Annotated in this window: 10 protein-coding genes and 1 pseudogene; 9 read left to right on the top strand and 2 right to left on the bottom strand. The window is 69.5% G+C overall.

What is annotated here, in order from left to right; genetic code table 11:
* Positions 1 to 114 precede the first annotated feature (114 nt).
* The 7 genes and pseudogenes from ACFJIT_RS17260 to zapE all read left to right on the top strand — a co-directional run bounded on the left by ACFJIT_RS17260 (position 115) and on the right by zapE (position 8,340).
* Positions 115 to 591, top strand: coding sequence for a nuclear transport factor 2 family protein (locus ACFJIT_RS17260; protein WP_379654400.1), 477 nt, complete (start codon positions 115 to 117; stop codon positions 589 to 591).
* Between the two features lie 69 nt (positions 592 to 660).
* Positions 661 to 795, top strand: coding sequence for a hypothetical protein (locus ACFJIT_RS17265; RefSeq protein ID WP_265937031.1), 135 nt, complete (start codon positions 661 to 663; stop codon positions 793 to 795).
* Positions 792 to 1,589: a hypothetical protein gene (locus tag ACFJIT_RS17270; protein WP_379654401.1), complete on the top strand. Its 798-nt coding sequence runs from the start codon at positions 792 to 794 to the stop codon at positions 1,587 to 1,589. The genes ACFJIT_RS17265 and ACFJIT_RS17270 overlap by 4 nt, the downstream gene beginning before the upstream one ends.
* A gap of 340 nt (positions 1,590 to 1,929) precedes the next feature.
* A complete protein-coding gene (locus ACFJIT_RS17275; protein WP_379654402.1) occupies positions 1,930 to 2,808 on the top strand; it encodes an ABC transporter ATP-binding protein in 879 nt (292 codons plus the stop codon).
* Between the two features lie 18 nt (positions 2,809 to 2,826).
* Complete coding sequence (locus ACFJIT_RS17280) at positions 2,827 to 6,516, top strand: hypothetical protein (protein ID WP_379654403.1); 3,690 nt, start codon at positions 2,827 to 2,829, stop codon at positions 6,514 to 6,516.
* 51 nt (positions 6,517 to 6,567) lie between these two features.
* Entirely contained in the window at positions 6,568 to 7,239 is a 672-nt protein-coding gene (locus tag ACFJIT_RS17285; RefSeq protein WP_130524573.1) for an alpha/beta hydrolase, read from the top strand.
* 11 nt (positions 7,240 to 7,250) lie between these two features.
* Positions 7,251 to 8,340, top strand: a pseudogene (zapE, locus tag ACFJIT_RS17290) (cell division protein ZapE).
* Positions 8,341 to 9,088: 748 nt separating this feature from the next.
* On the opposite strand, the gene ACFJIT_RS17295 reads toward zapE, so the two are convergent.
* Both ACFJIT_RS17295 and ACFJIT_RS17300 read right to left on the bottom strand, forming a co-directional pair.
* Entirely contained in the window at positions 9,089 to 10,768 is a 1,680-nt protein-coding gene (locus tag ACFJIT_RS17295) for a phosphoethanolamine transferase (protein ID WP_379655796.1), read from the bottom strand.
* Positions 10,769 to 10,770: 2 nt separating this feature from the next.
* The gene (locus ACFJIT_RS17300) at positions 10,771 to 11,496 is read right to left on the bottom strand and encodes a phosphatase PAP2 family protein (RefSeq protein WP_379654404.1); all 726 of its coding nucleotides are present in this window, start codon (positions 11,494 to 11,496) and stop codon (positions 10,771 to 10,773) included.
* A 215-nt stretch (positions 11,497 to 11,711) separates the two neighbouring features.
* Here ACFJIT_RS17300 and ACFJIT_RS17305 point away from each other — a divergent pair, with 215 nt between their 5' ends.
* Complete coding sequence (locus tag ACFJIT_RS17305) at positions 11,712 to 12,407, top strand: response regulator transcription factor (RefSeq protein ID WP_130520729.1); 696 nt, start codon at positions 11,712 to 11,714, stop codon at positions 12,405 to 12,407.
* Positions 12,397 to 13,668, top strand: coding sequence for a sensor histidine kinase (locus tag ACFJIT_RS17310; RefSeq protein WP_379654405.1), 1,272 nt, complete (start codon positions 12,397 to 12,399; stop codon positions 13,666 to 13,668). Before ACFJIT_RS17305 ends, ACFJIT_RS17310 begins: the two co-directional genes overlap by 11 nt.
* Positions 13,669 to 14,060 lie beyond the last annotated feature (392 nt).

Genomic DNA, 14,060 nt, shown 5'->3' on the forward strand with positions numbered 1-14,060 from the left:
TTTGGCGTAACAGAGGGCAGACCTGCCCGCACACGGCCGGCCGCGTGCCCCGCCGCGCTCCGTCCGCCCTCGCGCAGATCGCGCATCCCTCCATCCACCCATGAAGGAATTCCCATGTCCAGGACCTTGAAGCTGACCTTGTTGCTGGCGTTGTTCGCCCCATGCGCGTTCGCCCAGGCCCAGGCGCAGGAGCTCGACGCCCGCGCCAGGCAGCAGCTGCCGCAGGCGGCCGAGGCGGTGGGGCGGGCCATCGTCGCCCACGACCTGGCCGCGCTGAGCAAGCTCTGGTCGCCCAAGCTGCTGGTCAATTCGCCGGACAACTCGGTCCTGACGCGCGACCAGGTCTTCGGCGCGATCAAGGCCGGCATGCTCGACTACGAGCAGGGCTACACCTTCAAGCTCGAGCGCGCCGAGTTCTACGGCAACGTCGCCGTGTCGATGGGCGAGGACACCTACACCCCGACCTTCGGGCCGGAGAAGGGCCAGCTGCTGCACCGGCGCGCCACCAACGTCTGGCAGTACACCGACGGGGCCTGGGTGCTGATCGCACGCCAGGCCACGATCTACGACCCGGCGGTCAAGCACTACTGAGCCCTGGTGGCGCGCGCCGGCGGCGCGTGACGTCCAAGCGACCAAGGATGTCCTGACAGGAGATCGACGATGACCCTGCTGCTGGTGTTGCTGCTGATCGCGGGTGCGGGCGGTGCGGACAAGGGCGCGCGAGGCGCGTCGATGGGCCACCCGGGCGGTGGACCGGCGCGCAGCGGTGTCGGAGGCACGACGGAGCGAGGATGAGCAGCCCCTCGCCGACACGCCCGGCCGGCATGGGCGCGACGTCGCGCCCGGCGCCGGCCCTCCACAGGCGCGCGGATGATGTGTTCTTCACCGTCATGTCGCTGGCCATGCTGGCGATCGTCTTGCTGGGGTTCGCTTCGAGCTACTTCCTGCGCGGCGCGACGCTCTCGCATCAGCCCAGCGTGCTCGTGCACGCGCATGGGCTCGTGTTCTCGTCGTGGATGGTGCTGGTGGTGGTGCAGCCCGCGCTGGTGGCGACCGGGCAGCTGCGGCTCCACCGCAGGCTCGGCCTGGCCGGCGCGCTCATCGCCGGGGCGATGGTGGTGCTTGGCGCCCTCACCACGTTCGGGACGCTGGCGCGCGGGCTGGCGCTGCCGCCGGCGCTGGGCAGCCCGGCGTCCTTCCTGATCGGCAACCTCATCGAGATGCTGTTCTTCGGCGCCTTCGTCGCACTCGCCGTCCACAGGCGCAACGACCGCGTCGTGCACAAGCGCGCGATGCTCATCGCCAATGCCGCACTGCTGCCGCCGGCGCTGTTCCGGATGGCCTTCCCCGTGGTGGAACAGCCGGCGCTGACGTTTCCGGCGATGGTCCAGCATCCGGCGCTCATCGGGCTCATCCCGCTGGGCCTGATCGCTGCGCTTTTCCTCTTCGACCTGGCCACCTGCAGGCGGCCCGTCGCCGTGACCGTGATCGGCGGCGTGCTCCTGTGGGCGATGGGCCCGCTGTCCGAGGCCATCACCGAGACCCCCGCCGCGCAGCACATCGCGAGCTGGGCCCAGTCGCATTCCTGATTTCGACCAGACATGACGCCATGAGCCGACTGCAACGCTCCAGCATGTGGCTGTCCCTCATGGGGCCGATCCTGATGGGGCTCGGCGCACCGGCCTTCGCAGGACGGAGCGCCGCGCACCAGGACGTCGCCGCCGCAGGGCCAGCCGATCGCCGGCATCGAGCGCCGGCGCCGCCTCGCCTGCATGCGGGCATGGCGGCCGTTAGTCGGACGGCCTGTCCGTGGCCGCCTAGATCTTTCGTCATGATGACGTCCGGGCATTCGCGGCGGACCGCGGTGCGGTCAGTATCGGTTCTGGTATCCCCCCCCCCTTCTCCCGTACGTCCTCAAAGGATCCGTGCATGGCGCTTGTCATCGAAGGACTGTCCAAGACCTATCCCAACGGTGTGCAGGCCCTGAAGGACCTGTCGCTGACCATCGGCAACCACATGTTCGGCCTGCTGGGGCCCAACGGCGCGGGCAAGAGTTCGCTGATGCGCACCATCGCCACCCTGCAGGATCCGGACGCCGGCAGCATCACCCTGGACGGCGTGGACGTGGTCCGCGAGAAGGACCGCATCCGCCGCGTGCTGGGCTATCTGCCGCAGGAATTCGGCGTCTATCCCAAGGTCTCGGCGCTGGACATGCTCGAGCACCTGGCCGTGCTCAAGGGCGTGACCCACAAGGGCGAGCGGCGCGAGATGATCGAGGCGCTGCTCAACCAGACCAACCTGTGGAACGCGCGCAAGAAGGCCATCGCCACCTATTCGGGCGGCATGAAGCAGCGCTTCGGCATCGCCCAGGCGCTGCTGGCCAACCCGCGGCTGGTGATCGTCGACGAGCCCACCGCCGGCCTGGACCCGGCCGAGCGCAATCGCTTCCTCAACCTGCTGGCCGGCATCGGCCGCGACGTCACGGTCATCCTGTCCACCCACATCGTCGACGATGTGCGCGAGCTGTGCCCGCGCATGGCCATCATCGCCGGCGGCCAGGTGCTGCTGGAGGGCGCGCCCAACGAGGCCATCGCCGCGCTGGACGGCCAGGTGTGGTCCAAGCTGGTGGACAGCGACGACGAGCTGCGCGCCATCGAGGCCGACATGACGCTCATCAGCACCCATCTGGTCGGCGGCCGCCACGAGGTGCGCGTGCTGGCCGCGCAGGCGCCGGGCGAGGGCTTCATGCCTGCCGGTGCCGGCCTGGAGGATGTGTACTTCACCCGGCTCGCCGCCGGGCGCGCCTGAGCAGGGGGGGCGCGCGCCATGCACCAGTTCCTCGAGTTCCTGCGCTTCGAGCTGAAGCTGCGCTTCAAGAGTCCGTCCACCTACGTGTACTTCTTCATGTGGGCGGCGTTCGCGTTCCTGTGCGTGGCCTCGGAGAACTTCGGGCCGGTGTCCAGCCAGAGCGGCAAGGTGATGCTCAACGGGCCCTGGGCGATGGGCTACAACATGTTCGGCGCGTGCATGTTCGGCATGATCGTGATGGCCGCGATCTTCGGCACCTCGATCCTGCGCGACTTCCAGCGCGACACCTTCCAGCTGCTGTTCACCAAGCCGGTGTCGCGGCTGTCGTATCTGGGCGGGCGCTGGTCGGGCTCGATGCTGGTCACCCTGTTCGCCTTCTCCGGCCTGCTGGTCGGGGCGTGGCTGGGCACCTACGCGCCGTGGGCCGACCATGCGCGCATCGGGCCGAATCATCTGCTCTGGTACCTGCAGCCGTTCCTCGCCATCGTGGTGGTGCAGGTGTTCTTCATCGGCGCGCTGTTCTTCGCCGTGGCGGCGCTGACCCGCAGCCTGTTCGTGGTGTACGTGCAGGGCGTGGCGCTGTTCGTGCTGTACCTGATCGGCATCACCGCCTTCTCGGCCACGCGCTCCACCGAGCATTTCTGGTCGGGCATCCTGGACCCCATCGGCCTGCAGCTGGCGCGCGTGGTCAGCGGCTACTGGTCGGTGGTGGAACGCAACAGCTGGCTGTTCCCCTTGGACACCACCAGCGGCTACGCGCCGGGCGTGTTCCTCTACAACCGCCTGCTGTGGATCGGCTTCGGCGCGCTGGTGCTGGCGGCGCTGGCGGCGCTGTTCCCGATGTCGGTGGAGGCGCTGGGCGCGCGCTCGCAGGGGCGCCGCGCGGCCAAGCTGCGCACCTTGGAACAGTCGCAGGGCGCGCCGGTGCGCACGCAGATCGCCACCCGGCTGCCGCAGGTGCATCCGCGCCACGATCTGGCCACGCGCTGGCGCCAGTTCCTCGCACTGGCGTCGCTGCGCACGCGCGCCATCCTCAAGGCGGTGCCGTTCTGGGCGCTGTGCGGCGTGCTGTTCGCCTTCATCGTCAACAATGGCTACTACGCCGGGCGCATGAGCGGCACCGATGTGTGGCCGGTGACCTATCTGATGCTCGAATCGGTGGAGGGCAACGCCTACCTGTTCCTGGTCATCGTCACCGCGCTGTATGCCGGCGAGCTGGTCTGGCGCGAGCGCGACGTGCGCTTCGACGGCATCTTCGACGCGCTGCCGCTGCGCCCGCTGCCCGACGCGGCCTCCAAGCTGCTCGCCCTCACCGCCGCGCAGTTCGTGATGCTGCTGCTGTCCATGCTCGGCGGCGTGCTGATGCAGACGGTGCTGGGCTACTACCACTACGAGCCGCTGCTGTACTTCAAGGAGCTGTTCGTGCTGGTCCTGCCGCAGCTGGTGGGCTTCTCGATGCTGGCGCTGTTCGTGCAGACGGTGGTGCCCAACAAGTTCCTGGGCCACGCCATCGTGATCGGCCTGTGGGTGATCGTGCCGATCCTGTACAACTTCGGCCTGGAGAACACGCTGTACCTGCCGGGCGCGACGCCGGGCTTCACCTATTCGGACATGAACGGCTATGGGCACTACGTGCCGGCGCTGTTCTGGTCGATCCTGTACTGGCTGGCGATCTTCGCCGCGCTGGGCGTGCTGTCCATGGCCCTGGCCCGGCGCGGTGCCGAGACCGGCCTGCGCCGCCGCATCGGCGCGGCGCTGCGGCGCCCGTCCGGCTGGCTGCCGGCGACCCTGGCCTGCCTGTGCGTGGCCGCCGTGGCTGGCGGCTGGTACTACTACAACACCCACGTGCTCAACGAGTACCTCAGCAGCAAGGACCGGCGCGCCATCCAGGCCGACTACGAGCGCCGGTTCAAGCGCTACCAGGACCTGCCGCAGCCCAAGGTCACGGCCGTGGACACCACGGTGGAGATCTATCCGGAGCGGCGCGCTTTCGAGGCCACCGGCACCTACACCTTGCAGAACCGTGGCAGCGTGCCGGTGACCCAGCTGCACTTCACCGACATCAACCAGTCGCTGCGCGCGCTGTCCTTCGACCGTCCCGCCCACCTGGTCAGCCGCGCGCCGCGCGGGCTGTACGTGATCTACGCACTGGACGCGCCGCTGCAGCCGGGCCAGACGATGACCCTGCACTTCAAGGTCGGCCACGACAGCCCCGGCTTCACCGACGGCAAGGTCGCCGACTTCTCCGGCGGCGATGCCGGCGGCAAGTTCGCCTACAACGGCACGTTCTTCGACCTGGAGTTCTTCCCGATCCTGGGCTACCAGCCCGGCAACGAGCTGGACGATCCGCGCCGCCGCCGCGAGCAGGGCCTGGGCCCGCAGCAGGAGATGGCCAAGCGCGGCGATCCGGTGCAGTCCAAGGTCAACCTGTTCAGTCCCAACGCGGACTGGATCAGCTTCCATACGGTGGTGGGCACCAGCGGCGACCAGACCGCGCTGGCGCCGGGCTATCTGCAGAAGCAGTGGCGCAAGGACGGCCGCCAGTACTTCGAGTACAGCATGGGCCAGCAGCCCATGCAGAACTTCTTCGCCTTCGTCTCCGGGCGCTATGCGGTGCACAAGGATGTCTACCCCGGCAAGGAAGGGCCGATCAACCTGGAGGTCTATTACCACCCGGGCCACGCCTGGAACATCGGCACCCTGCTGGCGTCCTCGCGCGCGGGGATGGCCTACAACGAGGCGCACTTCAGCCCGTTCCAGTTCCGCCAGTACCGCATCCTGGAGTATCCGCGCTATCGCAGCTTCGCCCAGTCCTTTCCCAACACCGTGCCGTTCTCCGAGGCGCTGGGCTTCATCCAGCGCCGGCGCAAGGACGACGACGTGGACTTCGCCTACTTCATCACCACCCACGAGCTGGGCCATCAGTGGTGGGGCCATCAGCTGATCGGCGGCAACGTGGAGGGCTCGAACATGATGTCCGAGACCCTGGCCGAGTACTCGGCGCTGATGGCGCTCAAGCACCAGTACGGCCCGGACTACATGCGCAAGGTGCTGCGGACCGAGCTGGACAGCTACCTGCGCGGGCGCACGCGCGAACTGCGTCGCGAGCGGCCGCTGGTGCTGGTGCAGAACGAGCCCTACGTCTGGTACAACAAGGGCGGCCTGCTGATGTACACCCTGGCCGACTACATGGGCGAGGACAAGGTCAACGCGGCGCTGCGCGACCTGCTGCTGCGCCGTCGCTACGCCAACGCCGACCCGGCCGACGGGCGCGACGGCAGCTACCCGGACACGCGCGAGTTCGTGGCCGCGCTGCGCGCGCAGGCGCCGGCGGACCTGCAGTCCTTCATCGGGGACAGCTTCGAGCGGATCGTGCTCTACGACAACCGCGCCCGCTCGGCCACGGCGCGCAAGCTGGCCGACGGCCGCTACCAGGTGACCCTGCAGGTGCAGGCCGGCAAGGCCCAGGCCGACGGCGACGGCAACGAGACGCCGGCGCCGATGGACGATCTGGTCGAGGTCGGCGTGTTTGAGGGCGCGGCCGGCAAGGAGAAGCCGCTGGCCGTGCAGCGCGTGCGACTGGGCGCGGGCCAGCGCGACTTCACCTTCACCGTGGACCGCCTGCCCACGCGCGCCGGCATCGACCCGTACAACAAGCTGGTCGACCGCATCGCCGAGGACAACCTGGTGGACGTCTCGCTGCAGTAGCGGCGAGCGCCGTGCCGCGGCCATGCTGCGGCGCGGCGGTATCATGGGCGCATGTCCCTGCCCGAATTCCCCACCCAGGACACCGTCCTGCAGCTGGCCGGCCCGGCCGGCGCGCTGGAGGTGGCCGTCGACTTCCCCGCGCCCGACGCGGCCCAGCTGCCGGTCGTGGCCGTGGTCTGCCATCCGCTGTCCACCGAGGGCGGCAGCCTGCACAACAAGGTCGTGACCATGGCCGCGCGCGCCCTGCGCGAGCTGGGCGTGCCGACGGTGCGCTTCAACTTCCGCGGCGTCGGCGCCTCGGAAGGCAGCTTCGACGATGGCCAGGGCGAGCAGGACGACCTGGCCGCGGTGGTCGAGTGGGTGCGGGTGATGCGCCCGCGCGCGGCGCTGTGGCTGGTGGGCTTCAGCTTCGGCGCCTATGTCTCGCTGAAGGCCGCCGGCGCGCTGCGGCCCAAGGCGCTGATCTCCATCGCGCCGCCGGCCGGGCGATGGGATTTCTCGGAGATCCATCCGCCGGCGCACTGGCTGGTGATCCAGGGCGAGGACGATGAGATCGTCGACCCGCAGGCGGTGTTCGACTGGCTGGGCGAGATCGGCGAGCGCGCCCCGCACACGCTGGTGCGCATGCCCGACACCAGCCACTTCTTCCACCGCAAGCTGATCGATCTGCGCGGCGCCCTCCAGCACGCGGTCAAGGGCTGGCTGCCGGCGGCCGGCGCGTGAGCGCCCCGCAGGTGGACCTGTTGCCCTCGCAGCGGTACGCGCAGGGCGCCCAGGCCGGGCAGTGGAGCGACGATCCGGCCCAGCACGCGGCCCTGGCCCAGCTGGACCGCATCCATACCGAGCTGTGCGACGAGGCGCAGGACGGCTTCCTGGACCGGCTCTCGGCGTTCTGGAAGAAGCCCCCAGGCCGTGCGCGGCCTGTACTTCTGGGGCGGGGTGGGGCGCGGCAAGACCTTCCTGGTGGACCTGTTCTACGAAGGCCTGCCGATCCGGCAGAAGCGGCGCACGCACTTCCACCGCTTCATGCGCGATATCCACGACAAGCTGCGCGAGCACGCCGGCCAGGCCGACCCGCTGGCGCGCATCGCCCAGGACTGGAAGGATTCCCTGCGCGTGCTGGTGCTGGACGAGTTCTTCGTCACCGACATCGGCGATGCGATGCTGCTGGGCCGCCTGCTCGAGCGCCTGTTCGCCCAGGGCGTGACCCTGGTGACCACCTCCAACACCGCGCCGGAAAATCTCTACAAGGACGGCCTGCAGCGCGAGCGCTTCCTGCCGGCGATCGACCTGCTGGTCCGGCACTGCGTGGTGCTCTACGCCGAAGGCCAGCAGGACTACCGGCTGCGCGCACTGACCCGCTCGCCGGTGTATCGCGCGCCGCTGGATGCCGACAGCGAGGCCTGGCTGGCCGGGCGCTGGCAGGAACTGGCCGGCGCCCCGGCGCAGCGCGACGAGATCCAGATCGACGGCCGCACGCTGGTCATGCGCGGGCGCAGCCAGGACCTGGCCTGGTTCGACTTCGCCGAGCTGTGCGAAGGCCCGCGCGCGGCCAGCGACTACATCGCCCTGGCCACCGAGTTCCAGACCCTGCTGGTGGGCGGCATCCCGACCTTCGACCGCATGAACGAGGACGCCGCGCGCCGTTTCGTCAACCTGATCGACGAGGTCTACGACCGCCACGTCAAGCTGGTCTGCACGGCGGCGGCCGCGCCGGTGGCGCTGTATGCGGGTACGCGGTTGGCGGGGGCGTTCGAGCGCACGGCTTCGCGCTTGATCGAGATGCAGAGTGCGGAGTATCTGGGGACCGCGCATCGCGGGTAGGGGTTGGGTGCCGTGCGGCTGTGCTGTTGCTGTTGCTTCGGCTTTTGCTTTTGCTCCACCTGTCTGAGCCGTAAAGCGAGCCGAGCATCGCAGGAAGTCAGGGCCGAAGAGTCGCCCTGTTTGAGCGAAGCGAGTTTGGGCGACGTGCCCTGACTTCCGAGAAGCGCAGGGGACCGCCGCGCAGCGGCGGCTCGCGTCCCGGCGAGAAGCGGTTTTGGCTACTTTTGACAAGACAAAAGTAGCTCGCGCGGCGAAGCCGTGCGAAAGCTTTGCTTTAGCTTTGCTTTTAAGAAGCGCCTACATGACGCTCAAGTTTTGCTTGCAAATTTAAAGCAAGACTTGTCAGGAGCTGGCGCTGGAACTTGGAGGACGAAAGCAACGCGCCTGCGGCGCGCCAAGTGCAAAGCTTTCGCGCCTACGGCGCGACTTCCTTTTGTCTTGTCAAAAGGAAGCAAAACCGCTTCTCGCCGGGACGCACGCCGATGCTGCGCATCGGTCCCCTGCGCTCCTCGCGAAGCAGGGCATTTATCCCTTTTTAGGGACGGCGCCCAAACTCGCTTCGCTCAAACAGGGCGCCTCTTCGGCCCTGCTTCGCTGCGGTGCTCGGCGTGCTTTACGGCTCAGACAGGGAGGCAACGGCAACAGCAACAGCCGAAGCAACCGCAACCGCAACAGCCGAAGCAACAGCAACAGCAACCGCAACAGCAACCGCAACAGCAACCGCAACAGCAACCGCTTGAGCTGTGCGCTACTTGCTCGCCACAGACTTGCTCCTGCACGGCGCAAACAGATCCCGCGACCGGTCGTACACCGACGTCTTGACGTCCATCAGTCCCAGCACCGAGGAGAACAGATTGTCGTGGCTGGCCGGCGCATCGGCGTGCTGGCGCAGGCACTGCACGTCCAGCCCCTCGTCGCGGGCGAAGCCGTCGCCGAACCACATCACCATCGGCACATGGGTCTGCTCACGCGGCGCTATGGCGTAGGGCACGCCGTGCAGGAACAGCCCCTTCTCGCCCAGCGACTCGCCGTGGTCGGAGACGTACAGCAGCGCGCTGTCCACATCGGTGCGCGCGGCCAGCTGGGCGATGGCGCTGGCCAGGACGTGGTCGGTGTAGGTCAGCGCGTTGTCGTAGGCGTTGACGATCTGCTCGCGCGTGCAGCGGCCCAGGTCGGCCTGCTGGCAGGCCGGGGCATAGCGGGCGAAGGCGGGCGGATAACGGTCGTAGTAGCTCGGCCCGTGGTTGCCCAGCATGTGCAGCACCAGCACGCGGTCGCCGCCCTTGGTCTTGGCCAGCTTCAGCGCGCCGTCCAGGTCCTTGAGCAGGATGCCGTCGAAGCAGCGCGTGCCGTTGCAGAATTCCGGATCGGTCGACTCGGTCACCGACTGGAACGGCAGGCCCTCGCACACGCCCTTGCAGCCGGCCTGGTTGTCGCGCCACACCACGCCGACGCCGGCGTGGTCCAGTACGTGCAGCAGCGACTGGTGGCCGCGGATCTTGGCCTCGTCGTAGTTGGCCCGGCCCCAGGGCGAGAACATGCACGGCACCGAGACCTCGGTGGCGGTGCCGCAGGAGCTGGTGTTGGGGAAGTTGATCACCCCGGCCTGGCGCAGCTGCGGCGTGGTGTCGCGCGCATAGCCGTTGAGGCCCCAGTTCTGCGCGCGGGCGGTCTCGCCGACCACCAGCACCAGCAGGCGCGGCTTGGCGCCGGCCGGGCGCAACGACAGTTGCACCGCGTCCAGGCCGATGGGCTGCTTGGGTTTCTTGTCGCCGGGCGGACCGGCCAGGGTCACGCGCGCCAGCGAGATCATCCAGTTGCCCGGCGCGGCCAGGTAGCGCAGGTCGTGCTGGTTGCGCATCAGCGCCGACAGCGGCTGGTAGGCGGCCACGGCCGCCAGCACGCAGGCCAGCGCCGCGCCGCCCAGCAGCGCGCCGCGGCGCAGCACGGCGACCTTGAGCGGGCGCTGGCGCACGCGCACCCGCCACAGCAGCAGCACCGGGATCAGGGCCAGCAGCAGCGGCGGCAGCAGGGACGGGGTAAGCAGCTCGGACGACTCGCGCCGGTCGGTGGCGAGCACGTTGCGGATCATGTCCGCGTCCAGGTACAGGCCGAACTTCACCATGAAGTGCGAGGCGGCCGCGGTGACCAGCACGATCACCGTCAGCAGCGGCTGCGCGGTGCGGCGGGTCAGCAGCAGGCCCAGCAGCAGCACGTGCAGGCCGACCAGCAGCACCAGCAGCGCCAGCGCCATCGGCCACTGCTGGGTGGGCGAGGTGATCGCCGCCGACCAGAAGCGGGCGTTGCTGAAGCAGGCGAAGTACAGGCTGGCCAGCACCACCAGCGCATCGCTGGACAGCACCGGGCGCTGGCTCAGCCAGGCCGGCAGGCGCAGGCGGCCGCGTCGCGTGTCCAGCGGCACCTCCATGCTCACGCCGGCGCGTCCGCGCGCGGCAGCATCAGCCGCGCCAGCAGCCACGACTCCGTCCAGCACACCGCCACGGCGGCGATGTCGTGCGAGGCGAAGTGCGCCCCGCGCAGCTGCTGGCTCAGCCCGAACAGCAGGCCCGCGCAGAGCGCGGCGATCAGCCCGATCCGGCCCCAGCGCGGCTGCACCGCGCCCAGGCCGAAGAACAGCGCCACCCAGCCGTAGGCGGCGCTGGCGTGGCCGGCCGGGAAGCACTGGCCCGGGCCATAGCCGGCCGGGCGCGACTGGAACAGCTCCACGTAGACATGCTTGCCGCCGTAGCGGGCCAGGTCCCAGGGGCAGTACACGTCGGTCCAGGACTTCATCCACGACACCAGCAGCGGCCCGGCCACCGAGGCGATCAGCAGGTAGTCCAGCGGCCGCCACCAGGCGCGGGTCGAGGGCTCGCGCGCCAGCACGATGCGCAGCGCCGCCAGCGTCAGCCAGATCACCACGTCGGCGCGCTTGCCCCACTGGTGGACCAGGGTCTCGGTCGCCCAGGCGTGCTGCAGGGCCCAGTGCCCGCCTTCCCACGCATAGACATGGTCGGCCAGCCACAGATCGCCGCCGGCGCCCTGCAGCAGGGCGATGGCCACGGCCGCCGCACACAGCGGGCCCCACAGCAGCAGATCGGGATGGAAGCGGGCGGCCAACGACGCGCGCGGGCGGAAAACGGCAGGCATCTGCATGGAGAGCGCGCGAGACGAGGGAAGCGGTGGCGATGCTGTGCCGGGCGATGTCGGAGACATGTCGGAACCTGGCGCTCCCGTCATAGGCGTTCAGCCGGTGGAGCATATGGGACAATCGGCTGGCGCGCCCACACGGCTTTCCGACGTGCGGCCGTGCACCATGCGCGCCCGCGCCGCCCGCCTTCCTGCCGGCGGCCCCTGCAAGGACCCTCGCCATGCGTCTGCTGGTGATCGAAGACAATCGCAACCTGGTGGCCAACCTGTTCGACTATTTCGAACCGCGTGGCCATGCGCTGGACGCCGCGCCCGACGGCGTCACCGGCCTGCACCTGGCCACCACCCAGGCCTTCGACGCGGTCCTGCTGGACTGGATGCTGCCGCGCATGGATGGGCGCGAGGTGCTGCGCCGGCTGCGCGAGGAGCACGCCAGCACCGTGCCGGTGATCATGCTGACCGCGCGCGACGAGCTGCCCGACAAGGTCGACGGCTTCCGCGCCGGCGCCGACGACTACCTGACCAAGCCCTTCGCCATGCAGGAGCTGGAGGTGCGCCTGGAGGCGCTGCTGGCCCGCGCCGAGGGCCGCAACCGGCGCCGCGTGCTGCAGGTGGCCGACCTGACCCTGGACCTGGCCACGCTGGAGGTGCAGCGCGCCGGCCGGCCGCTGCACCTGTACCCGGCCTGCCGCAAGCTGCTGGAGGTGCTGATGCAGGCCAGCCCGGGCGCGGTGGCGCGCCAGCGCCTGGAGCAGGCGCTGTGGGGCGACGAGCCGCCGGACGGGGACATGCTGCGCTCGCATATCTACGAACTGCGCCGCAGCGTGGACGGGCCGTTCGAGACCAAGCTGATCCACACCCTGCCGCGCGTGGGCTACCGCCTGCACGCCCAGCCCATGGCGCGCGATGGCGCGTAGGCCTTCACTGCGTGCGCGCCTGCTGCGCTGGGCGCTGGTCTACCTGGTGGTGGTCACCGCCGCGGTGGTCATCGGCGGGGAGGTCGTCAACGAGCACGCCGAGCGCCAGGTCTGGCGCTCGCTGATGCGCTCGGACCTGCAGCATTTCGTCGAACGCCGGCGGGCCGATCCGGGCTACAACTGGATCGACGACCCGGCCGAGCACATGTACTTCCTGCAGCACGACGCCAACCTGCCCAAGAAGCTGGCCCGGCTCAAACCCGGACTGCACGACGACTTCTTCATCAACCACGTCAAGCACGTGGTGCTGGTGGAGGACACCGAGTTCGGGCGGCTGGCACTGGCCCTGGACCTGACCCGGTTCGAAGGCGTCGAGGGCTGGGTGACCTTCTCCACGGTGGTGACCGCGGCGGTGGCCATCATCATCTTCGGCCTGCTGATGGCGCTGGGCCTGGGCCGGGCGGTGCAGCCGCTGAGCGCGCTGGCGCGGCAGATCGCCGGGCTGCGTCCGGACGCGACCCAGGCCCGCATCGACGTGCCGCCCGACGCCAGCGAGGAGCTGCGCGTGATCGGCGAGGCCTTCAACGGCTACCTGGAGCGCAACGCGCGCTTCGTCGAGCGCGAGCGCGCCTTCATCGACAGCGCCAGCCACGAGCTGCGCACTCCGGTGGCGGTGATCGCCGGCGCCAACGACCTGGCCCTGGAACATCCCGACCTGCCGCCGGCCGTGCGCGCGCCGCTGCTGCGCGTGCGTCGCACCGCGCGCAAGGTCGAGCAGCTGATCTCGCTGCTGCTGGTGCTGGCCAAGGATCCCTCGCGGCTGACCCGCAACGCCGACCTGGTCGCGCTGCAGGACCTGATCCCGGAGGTGGTGGCCGACCACCAGCACCTGACCGAGGGCCGCGACCTGGAGCTGGTGATCGCGCCCATGGCCGAATGCGTGATCCACGCGCCGCTGGCCATCGTCCAGGCCGCCATCGGCAACCTGCTGCGCAACGCGGTGGAGAACAGCGACCGCGGCCGCATCGAGGTCGGCCTGGAGCCCGGCGCGACCGTGGTGATCCGCGATCCCGGCCACGGCATGTCGCCGGAGGAGATCAGCGCGGTCTACAGCCGCATGGCCCGCGGCGGCGGCCGCGACGGCGGCGGCATCGGCCTGGACCTGATCGCGCGCCTGTGCGAGCACCTGGGCTGGCAGCTGCGCATCGACTCCGATCCCGGCCGCGGCACCGTGGCCCGCCTGCGCTTCTGCGCGGCGTAGAGCGGAGCTTGCTCCGCTGCTCTTCGTTCGGTTCGCGGAAATCCCCGTAGAGCGGAGCTTGCTCCGCTGCTCCTCGTTCGGTTCGCGGAGAAGCCCCGTAGAGCGGAGCTTGCTCCGCTGCTCTTCGTTCGGTTCGTGGAAATCCCCGTAGAGCGGAGCTTGCTCCGCTGCTCTTCGTTCGGTTCGCGGGGAAGCCCCGTAGAGCGGAGCTTGCTCCGCTGCTCTTCATTTCTGTTCGAGGGGAAAGCCCCAGCGGAGCAAGCTCCGCTCTACAGGTTGGTGCGTGGGGAAGGCCCCAGCGGAGCAAGCTCCGCTCTACAGGTTGGTGCGTGGGGAAGGCCCCAGCGGAGCAAGCTCCGCTCTACAGGTTGGTGCGTGGGGAAGGCCCCAGC

Source organism: Pseudoxanthomonas sp. UC19_8, assembly GCF_042700505.1.
GTDB lineage: Bacteria > Pseudomonadota > Gammaproteobacteria > Xanthomonadales > Xanthomonadaceae > Pseudoxanthomonas_A > Pseudoxanthomonas_A winnipegensis.

Excerpts from the sequence above, each read along its gene's own strand:
- ACFJIT_RS17275 (WP_379654402.1), top strand. The coding sequence starts at position 1,930 with ATGGCGCTTGTCATCGAAGGACTGTCCAAGACCTATCCCAACGGTGTG.
- ACFJIT_RS17300 (WP_379654404.1), bottom strand. The coding sequence starts at position 11,496 with ATGCAGATGCCTGCCGTTTTCCGCCCGCGCGCGTCGTTGGCCGCCCGC.
- ACFJIT_RS17295 (WP_379655796.1), bottom strand. The coding sequence starts at position 10,768 with ATGGAGGTGCCGCTGGACACGCGACGCGGCCGCCTGCGCCTGCCGGCC.
- ACFJIT_RS17270 (WP_379654401.1), top strand. The coding sequence starts at position 792 with ATGAGCAGCCCCTCGCCGACACGCCCGGCCGGCATGGGCGCGACGTCG.
- ACFJIT_RS17285 (WP_130524573.1), top strand. The coding sequence starts at position 6,568 with ATGTCCCTGCCCGAATTCCCCACCCAGGACACCGTCCTGCAGCTGGCC.
- ACFJIT_RS17265 (WP_265937031.1), top strand. The coding sequence starts at position 661 with ATGACCCTGCTGCTGGTGTTGCTGCTGATCGCGGGTGCGGGCGGTGCG.
- ACFJIT_RS17310 (WP_379654405.1), top strand. The coding sequence starts at position 12,397 with ATGGCGCGTAGGCCTTCACTGCGTGCGCGCCTGCTGCGCTGGGCGCTG.
- ACFJIT_RS17280 (WP_379654403.1), top strand. The coding sequence starts at position 2,827 with ATGCACCAGTTCCTCGAGTTCCTGCGCTTCGAGCTGAAGCTGCGCTTC.
- ACFJIT_RS17260 (WP_379654400.1), top strand. The coding sequence starts at position 115 with ATGTCCAGGACCTTGAAGCTGACCTTGTTGCTGGCGTTGTTCGCCCCA.
- ACFJIT_RS17305 (WP_130520729.1), top strand. The coding sequence starts at position 11,712 with ATGCGTCTGCTGGTGATCGAAGACAATCGCAACCTGGTGGCCAACCTG.